Source organism: Martinezella hainanensis (assembly GCF_900094555.1).
GTDB classification, from domain to species: Bacteria; Pseudomonadota; Alphaproteobacteria; order Rhizobiales; family Rhizobiaceae; genus Rhizobium; species Rhizobium hainanense.
Genome location: NZ_FMAC01000004.1, coordinates 68726 through 88654, shown reverse-complemented (window position 1 = coordinate 88654; position 19929 = coordinate 68726). Strand labels below are relative to the sequence as shown.

Below are 19929 nucleotides of genomic sequence, written 5' to 3'. Positions count from 1 at the left end.
TCGTCATTCGATGAGAGAATAATGGCCGTAGGTTTCTCTCAAGGTCTATCCTTTGATAGCAAGCGCACAAACTGGAGCCATACGGACCATCGCCCTTTGGCTTGGTACGCATGGTATCCGGCCGATGATGATGCAGCCGAAATTGTACCTCCGCCGTCTTGGTTCAAGCAAAAGCCGGTCGCGCCCAACGCGCCGTTGAAGAAGTCTTCCGATCCGCGCCCCCTGGTGTTGCTGTCCCATGGGTCGGGCGGCCTTGCCATCGGACTGGAATGGCTCGGACATCGCCTGGCGCAGGCCGGCTTTGTGACCTTGGGCATCGACCATCACGGCCATACAGGTTCGGAACCCTACAGGGCCGAGGGGTTCCTCTGTCTCTGGGAGCGCGCGGCTGATCTGACGGCCCTGCTCGATGTCAATGACTGGAGAGAGGTTTTGGGAGGGGCCGTCGAAGACCAGGCCTACGTCGCGGGTTTCTCCGCCGGCGCCTATACTGCGATGCTGCTTGTGGGCGCGCGCGTTGCCTACTCGCAGTTCGAACCGGATAACCATCAAAAGAGCCCCATACGTGGCCCGAGAGAATTCCCTGATTTGGCGGATCACATTCCTTCGCTTCTCCAGGATGAGATGTTCCTGGAATCATGGAATCGACGACGAGACAGCTTCAGGGATGACAGATTGAAAGCCGCTTTGGCGATTGCACCGGGTCGCTCGGTTCTCGGCTTTGCCAAGCAAAGCCTCGAGGAAATAACAGTACCCATTCAAATCATTGGCGGCGACGCCGATCTCATAGCCCCGGCCCACGAGTGCTGCACATGGCTCCACGAAAATGTGCGCTCCAGCTCCCTTGAAATCATGGACGGCGGAGTAGGCCACTATACGTTTTTGCCTGAGCCCACACCACAAGGCTTGAAGGCCGCACCAGCGGTCTTTACCGACACCCCAGGCTTGGTACGCGAAAACGTGCACAACCATGTTGCGCAAACAGCAATTGCTTTTTTCAGCACTGCAAGATGAGAAGCTTAGGCGAGAGCAAAGCTCTCGCCTAACGTCGAATGGCCTAATGCCCCTCGTTCGATCTACGCCGCATCAGCCTTGTTCTGCCTGTTGGCGATCAGATCATCAACGACAGCCGGATCGGCGAGCGTCGAGGTGTCGCCGAGTGCGCCGAAATCGTCTTCGGCGATCTTGCGCAGGATGCGGCGCATGATCTTGCCGGAGCGTGTTTTCGGCAGGCCAGGCGTGAACTGGATCTTGTCCGGCGAGGCGATCGGGCCGATTTCGGCGCGGACATGCTTCACCAGCTCCTGCCGCAGCGTATCCGAGCCCTCGAGGCCAACCATCAGCGTCACATAGCAATAGATGCCCTGACCCTTGATCGAATGCGGATAGCCGACGACGGCGGCTTCGGACACGTGTTTGTGCGACACCAGCGCCGATTCCACTTCCGCCGTGCCGAGGCGATGGCCCGAGACGTTCAGCACATCGTCGACGCGGCCGGTGATCCAGTAGTAACCGTCCTCATCGCGGCGGCAGCCGTCGCCGGTGAAATACTTGCCCTTGTAGGTGGAGAAGTAGGTCTGGATGAAGCGCTCGTGGTCGCCGTAGACCGTGCGCATTTGGCCCGGCCAGCTGTCGGCGATGACGAGATTGCCGTCGGCAGCCCCTTCCAGCACGTTGCCTTCATTGTCGACCAGCTGCGGCTGCACGCCGAAGAAGGGCAGGGTGGCCGAGCCGGCCTTGAGATCGGTCGCGCCTGGAAGCGGCGTGATCATGTGGCCGCCGGTTTCAGTCTGCCACCAGGTATCGACGATCGGGCAGCGGCTGTCGCCGACCACCTTGTAATACCATTCCCAGGCTTCCGGATTAATGGGTTCGCCGACCGTGCCGAGGATGCGCAGGCTGGAGCGCGAGGCGCGCTTGACGAAATGATCGCCGGCTCCCATCAGCGAGCGGATCGCCGTCGGCGCGGTGTAGAAGATATTGACCTTGTGCTTGTCGATGACGTCCCAGAAGCGGCCCTGGTCGGGATAGTTCGGCACGCCTTCGAACATCAGCGAGGTCGCGGCATTGGCGAGCGGCCCGTAGACGATATAGGAGTGGCCGGTGACCCAGCCGACATCGGCCGTGCACCAGTAGATATCGCCGGGGTGATAGTCGAACGTGTATTCATGCGTCATCGCCGCATAGACGAGATAGCCGGCCGTCGTGTGCAGCACGCCCTTCGGCTTGCCGGTGGAGCCGGAGGTATAGAGGATGAACAGCGGGTCTTCCGCCTTCATCTTCGCCGGCGGGCAATCGGCCTTCACCTTGGCGATTTCCTCGTGGTACCAGACATCGCGGCCAGGCTCCCAGCCGACTTTGCCGCCGGTGCGGCGCACGGCAATCACCGTCTTGACCGCAACCTTCTGCTTGGCGGCGATCTGAATGGCCGTGTCGGTGTTTTCCTTCAACGGAATGGACTTGCCGCCGCGAACGCCTTCGTCGCAGGTAATGACGACGGTCGATGCGCAGTCGACGATGCGGCCGGCAAGCGCCTCCGGCGAGAAGCCGCCAAAGACCACCGAATGCACCGCGCCGATGCGGACGCAGGCCAGCATCGCATAGGCGGCTTCCGGGATCATCGGCATGTAGATGGTGACGCGATCGCCCTTCTTGACGCCGTGCTTCTTGAGCACGTTCGCCAGCCGGCAGACCTGCTCGTAAAGCTCGTTATAGGTGACCTTCTTGTCGATATAGGGATTGTCGCCTTCCCAGATGAAAGCGACACGATCGCCGTGCTTCTTCAGATGCCGGTCGATGCAATTGTAGGAGACGTTGGTGACGCCGTCCTCAAACCACTTGATCGAAACCTTGCCGGTAAAGGACGTGTTCTTGACCTTGGTATAGGGCTTGAACCAGTCGATGCGCTTGCCGTGCTTGCCCCAGAACTTGTCGGGATCCTCGACGCTCTGCTCATACCATTTCTGGTACTTCGCCTTGTCGATCAGGGCGCGTGCCTTGACCGGTTTCGTCACAGGATGGATCTTCTCCGACATTGTTTCCTCCTCAAATCCTCACACTCCGATTTGTAATCGCGAGTACTCTTTCCGCGCAATAAATAGCAGGTCAAACTACGACAGCAATTAGACAAAGTGCATTTCATGCGCAAAGAATTGCAATTACGCGACACTATCGCTATATAGGGCCGTATTTCCCGGACAATGTGGTGTTACACCCCGGACCGCGACACCGGCGCGGACTGACAGAAGGACTATATCCATGGCTCAACAATTGCTCATGCCGAAGGCAACTGCCATCTGGCTTGTCGACAATACAGCCTTGTCATTCGACCAGATCGCGCAGTTCTGCAAGCTGCATCCGCTCGAAGTGAAGGCCATTGCCGATGGCGAAGCAGCACAGGGCATCAAGGGCCTCGACCCGATCTCGACCGGTCAGCTGACCCGCGACGAAATCGCCCGCGCCGAAGCCAACCCGAACCACAAGCTGAAGCTTTCCGAGCCGAAGGTTCGCGTGCCGGAATCCAAGCGCCGCGGCCCGCGTTACACCCCAGTCTCCAAGCGCCAGGACCGCCCGAACGCCATCCTCTGGCTGGTGCGCAACCATCCGGAACTGAAGGATGCGCAGATTTCCCGCCTCGTCGGCACCACTAAGTCGACCATCGAGCAGATCCGCGACCGCACCCACTGGAACTCCGCCAACCTGGCGCCGATGGACCCGGTAACGCTTGGCCTCTGCAGCCAGATCGATCTCGACATGGAAGTCGAAAAGGCCGCCAAGGGCCGTCCGCTGCCGACCGCTGCCGAACTCGGCGCGACCCTGCAGCCCGCCCAGGAAACCGAGAAGCTCGGCTTCAGCTATGAGCGTGAAGAAGAGAAGGAAAAGGAAATCGACGCCGACGCCGTTTTCGCCAAGCTGAAGTCGCTGAAGTCGACCAGCCGCGACGACGAAGACGACGATCAGTTCTAAGATCAGACATACCCGACGTTTTGCAAAGCCCCGGTCCTCGACCGGGGTTTTTTTGGCGTCTCATCCTTGATGAAGTGTAACCTTTTGTTGTGTCAATATGCAACAGGACAATCATAAGGATATTGTGTAGCCTTTAGCGAAACGACCCTGCGAGAGTTGCATCAGCCATGTCGGTCCTGGCCATCGGATATTACAGTTACGCGTGCGGATTGATCTTTGCCGTGGTTTCAGCACTGCGGACGCGGCGGCGAGTACTTCGGGGGCTTTTTGGGAAATTCGCGATATTCGAGCATATCATACTGCCGATCGTCTTCGTAATCGTCGGCATCACCATCTACTCGCTTGTCGAAGTCGACAAACTTATCGTCACGGGCATCATCATCATATTCTCAGCACTGACGCTGGTCATGCTGATGGTTTTTGCGCCATTCCTCGTTTTGGCATTCGCGTTTCTCGCTTACGCCTTCACCATCTCCTGGGAGGAAGTTACCGGTATCATCGCCTTGTCGTTCATTGGTGCGACAATAGGAAATGTATTCGGTTACGGGTGGGGAAGTTGGGCAGCCCGTGTTGTGCCGCCATCGCCTACATGACCCTTTGAAGGGTGCAAGCCGGCGTTATCGCGCCCCGAAGATCGCCGAACCAACGCGAACGCTTGTTGCGCCGAAGGCGACGGCAATTTCATAATCGCTCGACATCCCCATGGAGAGTCTTTCCACGCCGGCCTGCTTGGCAAGTTTTGCGAGCAGGGCAAAATGCGGTCCCGGATTTTCCTCCGCCGGCGGAATGCACATCAGGCCCTCGATCGCCAGACCAAGTTCCTTGCGACACAAATCGACGAACGCCACCGTATCGTCAGGTGCTATCCCTGCCTTTTGCGGCTCCAGACCGGTATTGACCTGGACAAATAGCTTTATAGCCTTGCCCTGCCGTTTCATTTCCTCGGCAAGAGTGCGCGCGATCTTTTCGCGGTCAACGGTTTCGATAACGTCGAATAGTGCAACAGCATCTGCGGCCTTGTTCGATTGCAGCGGCCCGATCAAGTGCAGCTCGATCCCTGGAGTTTCGGTCTTCAGTTCCGGCCACTTGCCTTGGCTCTCCTGCACGCGGTTCTCACCGAAGACACGCTGGCCGGCCGCAATCGCTGGGCGGATGTGATCGACCTCGAACGTCTTGGAAACGGCAACGAGCTGCACGGAACCGGCTTTTCGGCCAGCCTGGCGTTCAGCCGCTGCGATATGGGAACGGACTTCGTTCAGACGCTCTTGAAGTTCCATCTTTTCGCCTCGATATTTCGACTGCTTCTCAATCCCTGCAGTAATGAGGCACGCAGGCTTTGCCAAGGGTGAAAGCGCCCGAATCCGGCTTTGCTTTGCAAGATAAGGCACTTGCTGCACCTGCTAAACTTGACGCTTGGGTGGTTTCGTGGTGAAGGTCTCGCCTTACTCCCCATGATTTTTCGGAATACAAGATCAGATGTCTATCGAACGTTATAATCCGCGCGACGCCGAGCCCCGCTGGCAGCAGAAATGGAACGAGGAAAAGGTCTTCGTTACCGACAACGCCGATCCGCGCGAGAAATACTACGTTCTAGAGATGTTTCCCTATCCATCGGGCCGCATCCATATGGGCCATGTGCGCAACTATGCGATGGGCGATGTCGTTGCCCGCTACAAGCGCGCCCGCGGCTACAATGTGCTGCATCCGATGGGATGGGACGCCTTCGGCATGCCGGCGGAAAACGCCGCGCGCGACAACAAGGTGCATCCGAAGGAATGGACCTACCAGAACATCGCCTCGATGCGCACCCAGCTGAAGGCCATGGGCCTGTCGCTCGACTGGAGCCGCGAGTTCGCGACCTGCGACGTCGATTACTATCACCGCCAGCAGATGCTCTTCATCGACATGATGGAGAAGGGCCTGGTCTACCGCAAGAAGTCCAAGGTCAATTGGGACCCGGTCGACAACACCGTTCTCGCCAACGAGCAGGTCATCGACGGCCGCGGCTGGCGCTCTGGCGCGCTCGTCGAGCAGCGCGAGCTGACGCAGTGGTTCTTCAAGATCACCGAATTCAGCCAGGAACTGCTTGATGCCCTGGACACGCTGGATCATTGGCCGGAAAAAGTGCGGCTGATGCAGAAGAACTGGATCGGCCGCTCCGAGGGCCTGACCGTTCGCTGGGAAATCGTAGCCGAAACCGCTCCCAACAGCGATCGCGAGATCACTGTTTACACGACACGACCCGATACGCTGTTCGGCGCCTCCTTCCTGGCGATCTCGGCCGACCATCCGCTCGCCAAGGAAGCCGCCGCCAAGGACCCGGCGATCGAGGCCTTCTGTGAGGAATGCCGCCGCGCCGGCACCTCGCTGGCTGCGCTCGAAACGGCCGAGAAGAAGGGCATGGACACCGGCATCCGCGTCCGCCACCCCTTCGATCCGTCCTGGGAACTGCCCGTCTACATCGCCAACTTCGTGCTGATGGACTATGGCACGGGCGCCATCTTCGGCTGCCCGTCCGGCGACCAGCGCGATCTGGATTTCGCCCGCAAATACAGCCTGCCCGTCGTGCCCGTCGTCATGCCCGCTGATGGCGATGCGGCGAGCTTTACGGTCGGCGATGTCGCCTATGACGGCGACGGTGTCATGATCAATTCCCGTTTCCTCGACGGCATGAGTACCGAGGAAGCCTTCGAAACGGTCGCCACAAAGCTTTCCGAAACGAGCCTCGGCAACGCGCCACAGGCCGAGCGCAAGGTGAATTTCCGCCTGCGCGACTGGGGCATTTCCCGCCAGCGCTATTGGGGCTGCCCGATCCCGGTCATCCATTGCGACGATTGCGGCGTGCTGCCGGTGCCGAAGCAGGACCTGCCCGTCCGGCTGCCCGACGACGTTACCTTCGACCAGCCCGGCAATCCGCTCGACCGGCACGCCACCTGGCGCCATGTCGCCTGCCCGCAATGTGGCAAGGATGCACGCCGTGAAACCGATACGATGGATACTTTCGTCGATTCGAGCTGGTATTTCGCCCGCTTCACTGCGCCCTGGGAAGACCAGCCGACGGATCAGAAGGCCGCCAATCATTGGCTGCCCGTCGACCAGTATATCGGCGGTATCGAGCACGCGATCCTGCATCTGCTCTATTCGCGCTTCTTCACCCGCGCCATGCGTGAAACCGGTCATCTCGACGTGAAGGAGCCCTTCAAAGGCCTGTTCACACAGGGGATGGTGGTGCATGAAACCTATAGCCGCGGCAATGGCCTGACGCGCGAATGGGTGTCGCCGGCCGAGATCCGCATCGAAGAAGTGGACGGCCAGCGCCGCGCAACACTGCTGTCGAATGGTGAGGAGATTGCCATCGGCTCGATCGAAAAGATGTCGAAGTCGAAGAAGAATGTCGTCGATCCCGATGACATCATCGCTTCGTACGGCGCCGATACGGCACGCTTCTTCGTGCTCTCCGATTCGCCGCCGGACCGCGACGTCATCTGGTCGGAAGCCGGCGTCGAAGGCGCGCATCGTTTCACGCAGCGCATGTGGCGACTGGTCTCGGAAGCTGCCGACGCCCTGAAGACCGTCGAATCGACTCCGGCTAAGGAAGGCGAAGCGCTGGCCATCTCACAGATCGCCCATCGCACACTGAAGGCGGTTCAGGGCGACTACGACAAGCTCGCCTTCAACAAGGCCGTGGCGCGCATCTACGAATTCGTCAATGCCCTGGCGGCACCGCTGACGAAAGTGGCTGCTGGCCAGGCCGACGCAGCCTATCGCTCAGCCGTGCGCGAAGCCGTCGAGATCCTGATTGCTTTGGTCGCGCCGATCACGCCGCATCTGGCCGAGGAGTGCTCGGCAGCCCTCGGCAACACCCATATGATCGCGACCAGCATATGGCCGACCTACGACGAAGCGCTCGTCATCGAGAACGAGATCGTCTATCCCGTCCAGATCAACGGCAAGAAGCGCGCCGAATTGACAATCGCGCGCGATGCAGATCAGAATGCCGTGCAACAGGCCGTGCTCGCCCTGGATGCCGTTACGAGCGCATTGAATGGTCAGGCGCCAAAGAAGATCATCGTCGTTCCACAGAGGATCGTAAACATTGTCGTCTGATACTCTTTTCAAGTTCGCCCGCATCGCCGGCGTTGCGTCTCTTGTGGCCGTTGCCGGACTTCTGTCTGCCTGCCAGGTTCGGCCGCTCTATGCCGTCAGCACCGGTGTCACGCAGAAGCTGTCGGAAGTCTCCTTCTCCGACGTCGGCTCGCGCATCGGTCTCCAGGTGCGCAACCAGCTGATCTTCATCGCCGGGCGCGGCGCGGGCGAGACCAAGACGCCGAAATACAATGTCGATCTGAGCGTCAGCTCCGGCACCGCCGGCGTGCTCTATCTTCCGTCTTCGGATACGTCCGGCGCAGGCCGTACCACCGTGACGGCTTCCTTCACCTTGAAGGAAATCGGCACTGGCAAAGTCATCAAATCGGGTAGCCGAGCGGTGACTTCGCTCGTCGACTTCCCGACCCAGGAATTCGCCAAGCAGCGCGCCATCCGTGATTCGGAAGACCGTGCCGCCCGCGAAGTGGCCGAGATGGTCGCAGCCGATATCGCTGCCGCGCTCAGCCGCTGATAAAGAGCGCGGCATGGCGGAAATCAAGTCTCACGAATTTGATGGATTCCTGCAAAATGCCGCGCGCAATTATCGGGTCTTCGTGATCTATGGCCCGGATCGTGGCCTCGTTTCCGAACGTGCAGCGCAGATCGCCGCCAAAACCGGCGTCGATCTCAACGATGCCTTTTCCCTCATCAAGCTTGACGTCGGCGACCTGCAGAATGATGCAGGACGCCTGCTCGATGAAGTCAACGCCATCGGTCTGTTCGGCGGCGAAAAGCTCGTCTGGATTCGCGGTGCCGCCAATGAAAAAGCATTGATCGATTCGATGCAGATCATTGCTGAAGGCCCGCCGGAGGCGAGTTTCGTCATCATCGAAGCCGGCGATCTGAAGAAGGGCGCGGGTCTGCGCAAGGTGGCCGAACCGGCACGCTCCGTCGCGACCATTCCCTGCTATGCCGATGACGCCAGAGCCCTGAATGGCCTGATCGATACGGAGCTGGCAAATGAGGGGTTGCGCATTGCCCCGGCAGCCCGTCAGGCATTGCTCGAGCTTCTTGGCGGTGACCGCATCGCTTCGCGCAACGAGGTGCGCAAACTGGCGCTTTACTGCCGCGGGCAGGGCACGATCGAAGAAAACCATGTCATGGAGATCATCGGTGATGCCAGCGCGATTTCCACCGATGATGCCGTCGACGCCATCTTGAAGGGGGACTCCGAGGCCTTTCTGCATGCCATGCAGAAGATCGCCTCCTCCAAGACCCCGATGTTTCTCGTGCTACAGGGTTGCCTGCGGCAGTTTCAGATGCTCGATACGATGCGGGCCGAGATGGATGAAAAGCGGATCGCGCCGGCCCAGGTCATGCAGACGCATGGGCGTCATCTGCACTTCAGGCGCAAGCCGATCATAGAACAGGCTCTCAAGACCTGGTCCGCTCCCGCCATCGCCCGCGAGATGAACAGGCTGCAATCCGCCATTCTCCAGACGCGCCAGCGTGCGAGCCTCGAAGACACGATCGCAACGCAAACCCTGCTTGCGACCACATTGCAGTCGGCACGCAGAGGCTGATGTTTCACGGGAAACGGCTTGGATAGGCCGGACGCAGAGCGAAGCCGTAACCGCCCATCTCTTTGTTTTTACAGCATTATTGAGTTATCGAGCAATTCCGGAGAAAACACGTAACGGTCTTCCGTCGGGTATAGCGAGTAGCAAGCGACCAGACCGATAACGTTCCCGTGAGGGGCTGAACCGTTCTAGCGGCGCTCCAGAAGCCGGCAGATTTCCTCAAGCTGCTCCAGCGTCTTGTAGCTGATCTTCACCTGGCCGCCATTGCCGCGGTGATTGATGGAAACATCCAGCCCGAGCGTGTCCGACAGGGTGCGCTCGAGCGCCAGCGTATCGGAATCCTTCTCATCCCTGCGCGCGCCAGCCGGGCGAGGATCGTTCTGAGCCTTGATGTCATTCTGCGCCAGCCGCTCGGCATCGCGAACGGACATGCCCTTGGAAACGACAGTTCGCGCCAGTGCCGTCGGATCGGAGGTCGAAACGAGGGCGCGGGCATGACCGGCGGAAAGCGAGCCGGCAGCAAGCATATCGCGCACCGGATCGGGAAGCTTCAGCAGTCGCAAAGAATTCGCGACATGGCTACGGCTCTTGCCGATGATTTCGCCGAGATCGTTTTGCGTATAGCCATGCTCGGCGATCAACTGCTCGTAACCCAATGCCTCTTCCAATGGATTGAGGTCTGCGCGCTGGACGTTCTCGACAATAGCAATCTCAAGCGCGGTCTTGTCGTCAACATCGCGTACGATCACTGGAATTTCGATCAGGCCGGCAAGCTGAGCTGCGCGCCAGCGTCTTTCACCGGCAATGATTTCAAAGCGATCGCTGGAAACCGTGCGGACCACGACCGGCTGGACGATGCCATGCTGGCGGATAGAGCTGGCAAGATCATGCAGCTCGGTTTCGTCGAAATAGCGGCGCGGATTGCGCGGATTGCGGCTGATGAACTCGATCGGCACCAGGCGATCGGGATTGACGGCCGGTCTGCCGGCATCCACAGGCGTCGGCTGATCCATCTCCCCGATAAGGGCCGCCAGTCCGCGCCCGAGACGCCGCTTCGAAAGATCATCATTCATCGCCGATACTCACTCTTGAACAAATACTAGATCATATCAGGCGGCAGCTTTCCGCTGCCGCTCTCTTTGAATCACTTCCGAAGCCAGTTGCAGATAGGCCTGGCTGCCTGCGCACTTCAGATCGTAAAGAATGGCGGGCTTGCCGTAGGATGGCGCTTCGGACACGCGAACGTTGCGCGGAATCAACGTGTGGTAGACTTTTTCGCCAAGATGAGTCCGTACATCGGTGACAACCTGCTGCGCCAGATTGTTGCGAGAATCGAACATGGTCAAGACGATTCCCTGAATATCGAGGGACGGATTGACCGTCCGCCGCACCTGATCGACGGTTTCCAGCAGCTGGCTGAGGCCTTCCAGTGCGAAAAATTCGCACTGTAACGGCACCAAAACGGAATGTGCCGCCGCCATGGCATTCATCGTCAGAAGATTGAACGAGGGTGGGCAATCCACCAGAATATAGGAAAAGGCGAGGGCGTCCGAGGCGTTCAGCGCTCGCCGCAGCTTGAAGACGCGATCCGGCTGCTGCGCGATTTCCATCTCGACGCCGAGCAGATCCATCGTTGATGGCACGATGAAGAGATTCGGAACGGCCGTTTCCTGAACCGTATCCATGATCCCATGGCTGCCTACCAACAGATCATAGGACGACAACTTGCGATCACGTCGCTCGATGCCCAAGCCTGTACTGGCATTGCCCTGCGGATCGAGATCCACGATCAGGACGCGCTCGCCGATGGCCGCAAGAGCCGTCGCCAGGTTGATCGCGGTCGTCGTCTTCCCAACGCCGCCCTTTTGATTTGCGATTGTAATAATCCGGTTTCGCTCGCCGATCATCTGCCGCATATCCAATTATGGTTAAATCAGGCGTCGAAGGCGACTTAGCTCCAGAATGACGGAATCTCGCTCAACGACACTCTGATGTTTTACCAGATCGAATTCCCAACGACCACGGGCTTTCTGTAGCTCGCGCTCGTAATCCCGGCCTTTATGCAGAAAGAGACGCAGATTTTCATTGCGATCGAGCCAAGGAGCCGCGTAATCCAGCAACATCTCAAGCTCGGCAAGTGCTCGTGCGGAAATTACGTCACAATTTTGGATAGCCGAAGGCGCTTCTTCGATACGAATGGCATGAACCGCGCCGCGAGCTGCGCATTCCCGCAGACAGACACGCAAAAACGCAGCCTTTTTCTGATTGCTTTCGACCAGATCGACGTGCCCGGCACCCTTTTCCGCCAGCAGAATTGCCGTTATCACACCCGGAAATCCACCACCACTCCCCAGATCAACCCAATGGTCCGGTGCCGGATGCAGCTGAAATATCTGCGCGCTATCCGCGATGTGGCGCCGCCAAAGATCGTCGATCGTAGAAGGCGCGACAAGATTGATGGTCTTCGCCCATTTCTGAAAAAGCTGCGCAAAATGCTGCAACCGCTCCTGTGTTTCACGTGAAACACGCACACCGTTCAATTCCATACTATTGGACTCTCCAACCTTGTAGTGGCGTCAGGAAACGAGCTTCTGCTCTTCAGGCGCGCTCATCTTCCTCAAATAAGCCAATAGCAAAGAGATAGCCGCCGGCGTCATTCCGTCAATGCGCGAGGCTTGGGCGATATTTTTGGGTCGAGCAACTCCCAGCTTCTGCTTCAGCTCATTGGACAATCCTGAAAGAACGGAGAAATCAAACTCCGCCGGAATAACACGCTCTTCTTCCCTGCGGGCTTGAACGATATCGGCCGTCTGGCGATCCATATAGACGGCATAGGCCGCCTCGATCTCGATCGCCTCAGCCACGTTGCGCTCAATGGACCCCAATTCCGGCCAGAGCCGCGACAGGTTTTCCACCGACTGACCTGGATGAGACAGAAGCTCATAGGCGGAACGTCGCTGACCGTCCTTGTTAAGATGCATACCGGCCTTCTCGGCCTCGTTCGGCGTCACAGTCAGGCTTCTCAGCTGATCGCGCGTCTGCTCGAGCTTCTTCATATACCGGCCGAAACGCGCCGCACGACCGAAACCAACGCAGCCCAAAGCAAGCCCGACCGGAGTAAGGCGAACATCGGCATTGTCAGCGCGGAGCGACAGACGATACTCCGCGCGCGAGGTGAACATACGATAAGGCTCTGCTACGCCGCGCGAGGTCAAATCGTCGATCATCACACCGATATAGGATTCTGTTCTGCTGAACTCAATGGCTTTGCCGCCGCCGGCTAAACGCGCGGCATTCAGCCCCGCAACGAGCCCCTGGGCGCCAGCTTCTTCATATCCCGTCGTACCGTTGATTTGACCAGCCAAGAAAAGTCCGGGAATCTTTTCCACTTCAAGGGACAGTTTCAATTCACGCGGATCGACATGATCATACTCAATGGCATAGGCATGCTGAAGAATGCGCACTCGTTCCAGACCCGGAATGGTCTTGATGAACTCATTCTGGACATCCTCAGGCAGCGAGGTCGATATGCCGTTTGGATAGACGGTATTGTCGTCCAAACCCTCCGGCTCCAGGAAGATTTGATGACCGTCGCGTTCGCCGAATTTGACGATCTTGTCTTCGATCGATGGGCAATAGCGCGGTCCCACGCCTTCAATCTGGCCGGAATACATCGCCGAACGCTTCAGGTTTTCGGCAATGATCCTGTGAGTCTCAGGCGTCGTTCTGGTTACGCCGCATTCAATTTGTGGATTCACGATGGAATCGGTCATGAAAGAGAAGGGCGTCGGATCTTCATCCGCTCCCTGCCGTCCAACAGAATCCCAATCGATGCTCGTACCATCAAGCCGGGCAGGGGTTCCGGTTTTCAACCGCCCCAAGGCAAGGCCATGTCGTAACAACGTAGCGGAAAGCCCGAGAGATGGTTCCTCGCCAACGCGACCAGCCGGTATCTTCTTGTCGCCAATATGAATGAGGCCGCGAAGAAAAGTGCCCGTGGTCAGAACAACGGCGCCGCAGCGAATGCTGCGCCCGTCTTTCAAGATCACCGCAGACACCCGGCCGTGCTCAAAGCCGAGATCGAAAGCGTCACCCTCTATGATCTCGAGATTGTCGATTGCGGCGATCTCTGCCTGCATGGCCAAACGATAGAGCTTGCGGTCTGCCTGGGTACGTGGGCCGCGCACGGCAGGGCCCTTCTTGCGATTGAGCATGCGAAACTGGATGCCAGCCGCATCCGCAACGCGACCCATCAAGCCATCAAGAGCATCAATTTCCCGAACCAGATGACCTTTGCCAAGACCGCCAATTGCGGGGTTACAGGACATGACGCCGATCGTGTCGCGCTTATGCGTTACGAGTGCCGTGCGCGCACCCAGGCGCGCGGCTGCGGCTGCGGCTTCGCTGCCTGCATGCCCACCACCCACAACAATCACATCATACATTGTATCGAACATCATCCAGTCCTCGGTCGTGCCGCTTGTTTGGCACACCAATTTTAGGAGTCAAGAAGGTTTCACGTGAAACGTCAATCAGGGACATAAGGCGCAGCCCTGTTTCACGTGAATCATTTTCCTATGCAGAATTCCGAGAAGATCACATCCAGCAAATCTTCCACATCGACCCGTCCGGTAATGCGTCCAAGGCTGGTTGCCGCCTGCCTTAAATATTCTGCCCTGATATCGAGACCGCGATCCTCTGACGCAAGCGCCGCCTCGACGGCACGAAGGCTCTCGCCAAGCAATGTGCGATGACGCAGCCGACTCGGCAAAGCCAACGACAGCATCCCGGAACGCGCCTGCAGATCCTGCCGCAGAAGCTCATGCAACTCCGCCAAACCTGAACCGGTAGCCGAGGAAATCAACAGATCATACTGATTGGTTTCCCCCGGATGAATATCAGCTTTCGTACCAATAGTCAGGACCTTGCCGACAAAGCCCGGAAAATTCCGTTGTGCTTCGCTGCCGATTTCGGCAAGAGACAGAACAAGATCCGCATCAGCAACCGTCCGCAGTGCGCGTCGAATGCCCTCCCGCTCGACGATCTCATCGGTTTCCCGCAGTCCGGCCGTATCATAGAGCTTGACGGCATATCCCTCGATATTGAGATCGATATGCAGAACATCGCGCGTGGTCCCCGCAATATCAGTAACGATTGCCACTTCACGCTTTGCCAGCGCATTCATGAGACTGGATTTGCCTGCATTAGGCGCGCCTGCGATCACCACCTTCAAGCCATCGCGAATGATCTCGCCGAGATCGGCGCCAGCGAGATGATCGGAAATTTCCAGGCGCAGCCGCTTCATATCGGCCCATACCATATCGGAGACGGAGCCAGGCACGTCGTCCTCGTCGGCAAAATCCAGTTCCGCCTCGATCAGAGCGCGTGCCCGTGTCAATCTGTCGGCCCAAGCGTTATAGAGACCCGATAGCCCGCCAGCCGCATGCTCAAGCGCAAGCCGACGCTGCATCTCCGTTTCAGCACTGATGAGATCGGCAAGGCCTTCCACCTCCACCAGATCCATCTTTCCATTCTCGAGGGCGCGCCGCGAAAACTCACCGTGCTCCGCCAGACGGCAATGCTCGAAGGCCGAAAGCTCCTGCAGAAGCGCATTCACCACCGCTTTACCGCCGTGAACATGAATCTCGACGCAATCTTCTCCGGTAAAGGAGGCTGGGCCGGGGAAAATCAGCACTAGGCCGCGATCGATGACTAGACCGTTACGAGTCCGAATCGTTTTTAGTCCGGCTTGCCGAGGAGCCGGCAGCGCGCCGGCAAGGGACCCAGCAATAGGGAACGCCAGATTCCCGCTGATACGAATGACGGCAACGCCGGCCGGCAGTCCGCCGCTGGACAAAGCATAGATCGTCTCGTTCATGGTCACCATCAAATTGATCCGCATCCGAATCGATTGCCGGGCGGGCGACATCCGATCCAACAAACAAAATCGGGCTGCAAAATGCAGCCCGATCATAACACCATATAAGCACTGCCAAAGCAGCGGATTCTATGAATCCGGCTAAGGATTACGTGTTCATCGAATCGAAGAAGTCCGGGTTGTTCTTCGTCTGCTTGAGCTTGTCGATCAGGAATTCGATTGCATCGGTCGTACCCATCGGGGCAAGAATTCGACGCAGAACGAAGATCTTCTGCAGATCCTGGCGCGGCACAAGCAAGTCTTCCTTACGCGTACCGGACTTGAGAATATCCATCGCCGGGAAGATGCGCTTGTCGGCGACCTTACGGTCGAGCACGATTTCAGAGTTACCGGTACCCTTGAATTCTTCGAAGATCACTTCGTCCATGCGGCTGCCGGTATCGATCAGAGCCGTCGCGATGATCGTCAGCGAACCGCCTTCTTCGATATTACGCGCGGCACCGAAGAAGCGCTTCGGGCGCTGCAGAGCGTTGGCGTCGACACCACCGGTCAGAACCTTGCCCGAAGAGGGGACGACGGTGTTATAGGCACGGCCGAGGCGGGTGATGGAATCGAGCAGGATGACGACGTCGCGGCCATGTTCGACAAGGCGCTTGGCCTTCTCGATGACCATTTCGGCAACCTGCACGTGGCGCACGGCCGGCTCGTCGAAGGTCGAGGAGATGACTTCACCGCGCACGGAGCGCTGCATGTCGGTCACTTCTTCCGGACGCTCGTCGATCAAGAGAACGATCAGATAGCAGTCGGGATGATTGGCGGTGATGGAATGGGCGATGTTCTGCAGGAGAACGGTTTTACCGGTACGCGGCGGCGCGACGATCAGGCCGCGCTGGCCCTTGCCGAGCGGTGCCACAAGATCGATGACACGCGGTGACAGATCCTTCGACGTGGGAACGTCGAGTTCCATACGGAAACGCTCGTTTGGATAGAGCGGCGTCAGATTGTCGAAGTGAACCTTGTGACGGATCTTTTCCGGATCGTCGAAATTGATGGTGTTGACCTTGAGCAGCGCGAAATAACGTTCGCCTTCCTTCGGTCCGCGGATCGGTCCCTCGACCGTATCGCCCGTCTTCAAAGAGAAACGGCGGATCTGCGAGGGGGAGATATAGATGTCGTCCGGACCGGGAAGATAGTTTGCGTTAGCGGAACGCAAGAAACCGAAGCCATCCTGCAGAACCTCGACGACGCCCTCGCCGATGATTTCTACGTCCTGGCTCGCCAGCACCTTGAGAATTGCAAACATCAATTCCTGTTTGCGCATCGTGCTGGCGTTTTCCACCTCGAGCGATTCGGCAAAGGCCAGGAGATCGGTCGGGGATTTATTTTTCAGTTCCTGAAGCTTCATTTCAGCCATGAAGGGAATTACTCATTTTTAGGAGGGGAAAGGCAATGTTGCTCGTATTCAGAACCGCGATAGGGGCGCTCGCGGGCGACAGAATGGATACATGCCACGAAGAGAAGATGGCGGGAAAATAGCGACTCACTTTCTGAACCGCAAGGGGGGCACGCAAAATGAAAGAAATTTAACGTCGCCCCTAATACAGCCACGCCTCACGCAAAGGGCTTGACGACCACGAGAATGACGATCGCGATCATCAACAGCGTCGGCGCCTCGTTCATCAGGCGCCAGTACCGCGCCGAATGCTTGTTTTCGTCTCGGGCGAAGGCGCGCACCGCGCTGCTGAAATGACCGTGAACGGCCGATAGCAGCACAACGAGCCCGATCTTGGCGTGCAGCCAGCCACCCTGGAAATCATAGACGGACCAGGCGAGGTAGAGCCCGAAAATCCAGGTCAGAATCATCGCCGGCGTGATGATGTAGCGCAGCAGCCGCTGCTCCATCACCTTGAACGTCTCGGATTGCTGCGAACCCGGTTCCGCATCGATATGATAGACGAAAAGACGCGGCAGATAGAACATGCCGGCCATCCACGAGATGACGGCAATGATGTGCAGCGCCTTGATCCAGAGATAGAGATCGGCGGGATGCCAGGCGAAGAGGCCGATCGCCAGAACCGCAAAAATCAGGATCATGAAATAGGCGCGCCGTCCGGCTCTTTGGCCCGGAGCGGAATCCGTCTGCTTTTCCATCGTCATCAGTTCCTCCATCCCCGCACGCGTTCGACAAGCCTCGCAACATTGGCGGGGTCCGCCTGCGGCGTGATACCGTGCCCGAGATTGAAAATCAGCGGGCCGTTCCCGAGCTGCTGCAAGACGTCGTCGATCCCGTCGTCCAGAGCCTTGCCGCCAGCGACGACACGCATGGGGTCAAGATTTCCCTGCACCGGCCCGTCCTTCTGCAGTTCGCGAGCAAAGGCCAATGGCACCGACCAATCGAGACCGATCGCATCAGCACCCGTCTTCTGACGATAGGTTTTTAAGAGATAGCCCGCACCCTTGGCGAAAGCGATCACCCGAGCCTGCGGCCGCCGCGCCTTGATCGACGCGATCATTTTTGCGACCGGCTTGATGGCAAAAGCCTCGAATTCCTTCTCGCCGAGCACGCCGGCCCAGGAATCGAAAATCTGTACGGCATCCGCACCCGCATCGATCTGCGCGACGAGATAATCGGCGGAGATGTCTGCAAGCAGCATCAGCAGATGTTCGAAGGCCTTCGGATAGCGGTAGGCAAAGAGCCGGGCAGGGGCCTGGTCCGGTGTGCCGTGTCCAGCGATCATATAGGTCGCAACGGTCCAGGGAGCCCCACAGAAGCCAAGAAGCGTTGTCTCCGTGGGCAAGTCCCGCCGCAGCCGCCGCACCGTCTCCATGACCGGCTCCAGGTAGGCTACGACCCCCTCCGGTTTCAAAGCCAGGATACCCGCCTCGTCGATCGGATCCATCTCCGGACCATGACCCTCGGTATAGCGGACATTGCGTTTCAACGCATCGGGAATGACCAGAATATCGGAAAACAGGATTGCAGCATCGAAGCCATAACGTCGGATCGGCTGCATCGTCACCTCGACGGCATGGTCAGGCGTATAACAGAGATCAAGGAAGCTTCCAGCCTTCGCACGCGTTTCACGATACTCGGGTAGATAACGCCCTGCCTGTCTCATCAGCCAGAGCGGGGGAGGGCTGAGCGTTTCTCCGCTCAAGACCCGCATGATCTTCCGGCGTTCATCGGTCACAGACGTCGTCCTATATAAAACCAAACATATATTGAAAGGTTTCTATTTCTTAGAGTCGGTGAGTAGCAAGGATTAAAGTTCATCCCTTGCCTATCCATTTTGTCGCGCCTCGCGCACGAATTTGCAGAGATTTCGAAGTCATAAGCCGGCATGTGGAAAAGAAAGGAAATTTTTCAATTTTTTGAGGAAGTTGAAGAGAAATTTGGCTCTTCTCCCTCTGGGGACAAGTCGTGGATGAGTAAGACATCGTCGATCTTGTCCACATTGCCCACAGCCCTTGCTAAAGCCGTCTCTCGAAAATTCCAAATGTGGAAAACTCGGCCGTTTTCCACTTGCCCATGACGCCCCCCTTCCCGTACCTCTCTTTTCTCCCGAGATATCAACAGGTGATGGAAAGTAGCGTGGAAAACCGAACGAGCTTCTTTCATCTGCACCTGATTTCTGACTCAACGGGTGAGACTCTCATCTCCGCCGGCCGTGCTGCATCAGTTCAATTCCATGCCAGCCAGCCGATCGAGCACGTCTATCCGCTGATTCGAAACCGCAAGCAGCTTCTGCCTGTCCTGGAGGCAATCGATCACAGCCCCGGTATCGTTCTCTATACGATCGTCGATCGCGAGCTTGCCGATTTCATCGCCGAGCGTTGCCGCGAGATGGGTGTACCCTGCGTCAATGTTCTCGAGCCGGTCATGAATGTTTTCCAGACCTATCTTGGCACGGCATCTCGCCGACGTGTCGGGGCGCAGCATGTGATGAATGCGGATTATTTCGCGCGCATCGAAGCGCTGAACTTCACCATGGATCATGATGACGGCCAGATGCCTGACGATTACGATGACGCCGATGTCGTCATCATCGGTATCAGCCGCACCTCGAAAACGCCGACGAGCATCTATCTGGCGAACCGCGGCATCAAGACGGCCAACATTCCGATTGTCCATGGTGTGCCGTTGCCGGAAAGCCTTGCCAGGGCAACAAAGCCGCTGATCGTTGGACTGGTCGCGACAACGGACCGGATTTCGCAGGTCCGTGAAAATCGCATTCTCGGGGCAACGCCGGGCTTCGATCGCGGTGGCTATACGGATCGGGCCGCCATCTCCGAGGAGCTGAAATATGCCCGCTCTCTCTGCGCGCGGCACAATTGGCCGATCATCGATGTCACGCGCCGCTCGATCGAAGAGACCGCGGCTGCCATTGTTGCCCTGCGACCGAAGCTGCGCTAAGCGCT

The 19929-nt window shown here is 58.1% G+C and carries 17 protein-coding genes; 7 read left to right on the top strand and 10 right to left on the bottom strand.

What is annotated here, in order from left to right; all coding sequences use genetic code 11:
* Positions 1 to 21: 21 nt before the first annotated feature.
* Positions 22 to 1014, top strand: a complete 993-nt coding sequence (locus GA0061100_RS14135) for an alpha/beta hydrolase family protein (RefSeq protein WP_075853361.1) — start codon at positions 22 to 24, stop codon at positions 1012 to 1014.
* Positions 1015 to 1076: 62 nt separating this feature from the next.
* Here GA0061100_RS14135 and acs read toward each other — a convergent pair whose 3' ends face one another.
* Positions 1077 to 3035 (bottom strand): acetate--CoA ligase, encoded by a 1959-nt coding sequence (gene acs / locus GA0061100_RS14130; protein ID WP_075853360.1) that lies wholly within the window; start codon positions 3033 to 3035, stop codon positions 1077 to 1079.
* A 223-nt stretch (positions 3036 to 3258) separates the two neighbouring features.
* On the opposite strand from acs, the gene GA0061100_RS14125 reads away from it, so the two are divergent.
* Complete coding sequence (locus GA0061100_RS14125; protein WP_075853359.1) at positions 3259 to 3966, top strand: DUF1013 domain-containing protein; 708 nt, start codon at positions 3259 to 3261, stop codon at positions 3964 to 3966.
* A gap of 167 nt (positions 3967 to 4133) precedes the next feature.
* Entirely contained in the window at positions 4134 to 4559 is a 426-nt protein-coding gene (locus GA0061100_RS14120) for a hypothetical protein (RefSeq protein WP_075853358.1), read from the top strand.
* A gap of 24 nt (positions 4560 to 4583) precedes the next feature.
* On the opposite strand, the gene GA0061100_RS14115 is transcribed toward GA0061100_RS14120, so the two are convergent.
* Positions 4584 to 5243: a YggS family pyridoxal phosphate-dependent enzyme gene (locus GA0061100_RS14115; RefSeq protein WP_075853357.1), complete on the bottom strand. Its 660-nt coding sequence runs from the start codon at positions 5241 to 5243 to the stop codon at positions 4584 to 4586.
* 199 nt (positions 5244 to 5442) lie between these two features.
* Here GA0061100_RS14115 and leuS point away from each other — a divergent pair, with 199 nt between their 5' ends.
* Genes leuS through holA form a run of 3 tightly spaced genes read left to right on the top strand, consistent with a single transcriptional unit; the run spans position 5443 to position 9635 of the window.
* Positions 5443 to 8073, top strand: a complete 2631-nt coding sequence (gene leuS, locus GA0061100_RS14110; RefSeq protein WP_075853356.1) for a leucine--tRNA ligase — start codon at positions 5443 to 5445, stop codon at positions 8071 to 8073.
* The gene (locus tag GA0061100_RS14105) at positions 8063 to 8584 is read left to right on the top strand and encodes an LPS assembly lipoprotein LptE (RefSeq protein ID WP_075853355.1); all 522 of its coding nucleotides are present in this window, start codon (positions 8063 to 8065) and stop codon (positions 8582 to 8584) included. Before leuS ends, GA0061100_RS14105 begins: the two co-directional genes overlap by 11 nt.
* Before the next feature lie 13 nt (positions 8585 to 8597).
* Positions 8598 to 9635, top strand: a complete 1038-nt coding sequence (gene holA / locus GA0061100_RS14100) for a DNA polymerase III subunit delta (RefSeq protein ID WP_075853354.1) — start codon at positions 8598 to 8600, stop codon at positions 9633 to 9635.
* Positions 9636 to 9820: 185 nt separating this feature from the next.
* Here holA and GA0061100_RS14095 read toward each other — a convergent pair whose 3' ends face one another.
* The 8 genes from GA0061100_RS14095 to hemE all read right to left on the bottom strand — a co-directional run bounded on the left by GA0061100_RS14095 (position 9821) and on the right by hemE (position 18701).
* The gene (locus GA0061100_RS14095) at positions 9821 to 10705 is read right to left on the bottom strand and encodes a ParB/RepB/Spo0J family partition protein (protein ID WP_075853353.1); all 885 of its coding nucleotides are present in this window, start codon (positions 10703 to 10705) and stop codon (positions 9821 to 9823) included.
* 36 nt (positions 10706 to 10741) lie between these two features.
* Positions 10742 to 11539 carry a ParA family protein gene (locus tag GA0061100_RS14090; RefSeq protein ID WP_075853352.1) on the bottom strand — a complete coding sequence of 266 codons (798 nt, stop codon included), beginning with the start codon at positions 11537 to 11539 and terminating at the stop codon, positions 10742 to 10744.
* A gap of 21 nt (positions 11540 to 11560) precedes the next feature.
* Positions 11561 to 12178 (bottom strand): 16S rRNA (guanine(527)-N(7))-methyltransferase RsmG, encoded by a 618-nt coding sequence (rsmG, locus tag GA0061100_RS14085; protein ID WP_075853351.1) that lies wholly within the window; start codon positions 12176 to 12178, stop codon positions 11561 to 11563.
* A 30-nt stretch (positions 12179 to 12208) separates the two neighbouring features.
* Positions 12209 to 14089, bottom strand: coding sequence for a tRNA uridine-5-carboxymethylaminomethyl(34) synthesis enzyme MnmG (gene mnmG, locus GA0061100_RS14080; RefSeq protein ID WP_075853791.1), 1881 nt, complete (start codon positions 14087 to 14089; stop codon positions 12209 to 12211).
* A gap of 110 nt (positions 14090 to 14199) precedes the next feature.
* Positions 14200 to 15519 carry a tRNA uridine-5-carboxymethylaminomethyl(34) synthesis GTPase MnmE gene (gene mnmE, locus GA0061100_RS14075; protein WP_244557837.1) on the bottom strand — a complete coding sequence of 440 codons (1320 nt, stop codon included), beginning with the start codon at positions 15517 to 15519 and terminating at the stop codon, positions 14200 to 14202.
* 139 nt (positions 15520 to 15658) lie between these two features.
* Positions 15659 to 16924, bottom strand: a complete 1266-nt coding sequence (gene rho / locus GA0061100_RS14070; protein WP_004127423.1) for a transcription termination factor Rho — start codon at positions 16922 to 16924, stop codon at positions 15659 to 15661.
* A 197-nt stretch (positions 16925 to 17121) separates the two neighbouring features.
* Entirely contained in the window at positions 17122 to 17667 is a 546-nt protein-coding gene (hemJ, locus tag GA0061100_RS14065) for a protoporphyrinogen oxidase HemJ (protein WP_208621534.1), read from the bottom strand.
* Positions 17667 to 18701 carry a uroporphyrinogen decarboxylase gene (gene hemE / locus GA0061100_RS14060; RefSeq protein ID WP_075853349.1) on the bottom strand — a complete coding sequence of 345 codons (1035 nt, stop codon included), beginning with the start codon at positions 18699 to 18701 and terminating at the stop codon, positions 17667 to 17669. Before hemE ends, hemJ begins: the two co-directional genes overlap by 1 nt.
* Before the next feature lie 401 nt (positions 18702 to 19102).
* On the opposite strand from hemE, the gene GA0061100_RS14055 reads away from it, so the two are divergent.
* A complete protein-coding gene (locus GA0061100_RS14055; RefSeq protein WP_075853348.1) occupies positions 19103 to 19924 on the top strand; it encodes a pyruvate, water dikinase regulatory protein in 822 nt (273 codons plus the stop codon).
* Positions 19925 to 19929 lie beyond the last annotated feature (5 nt).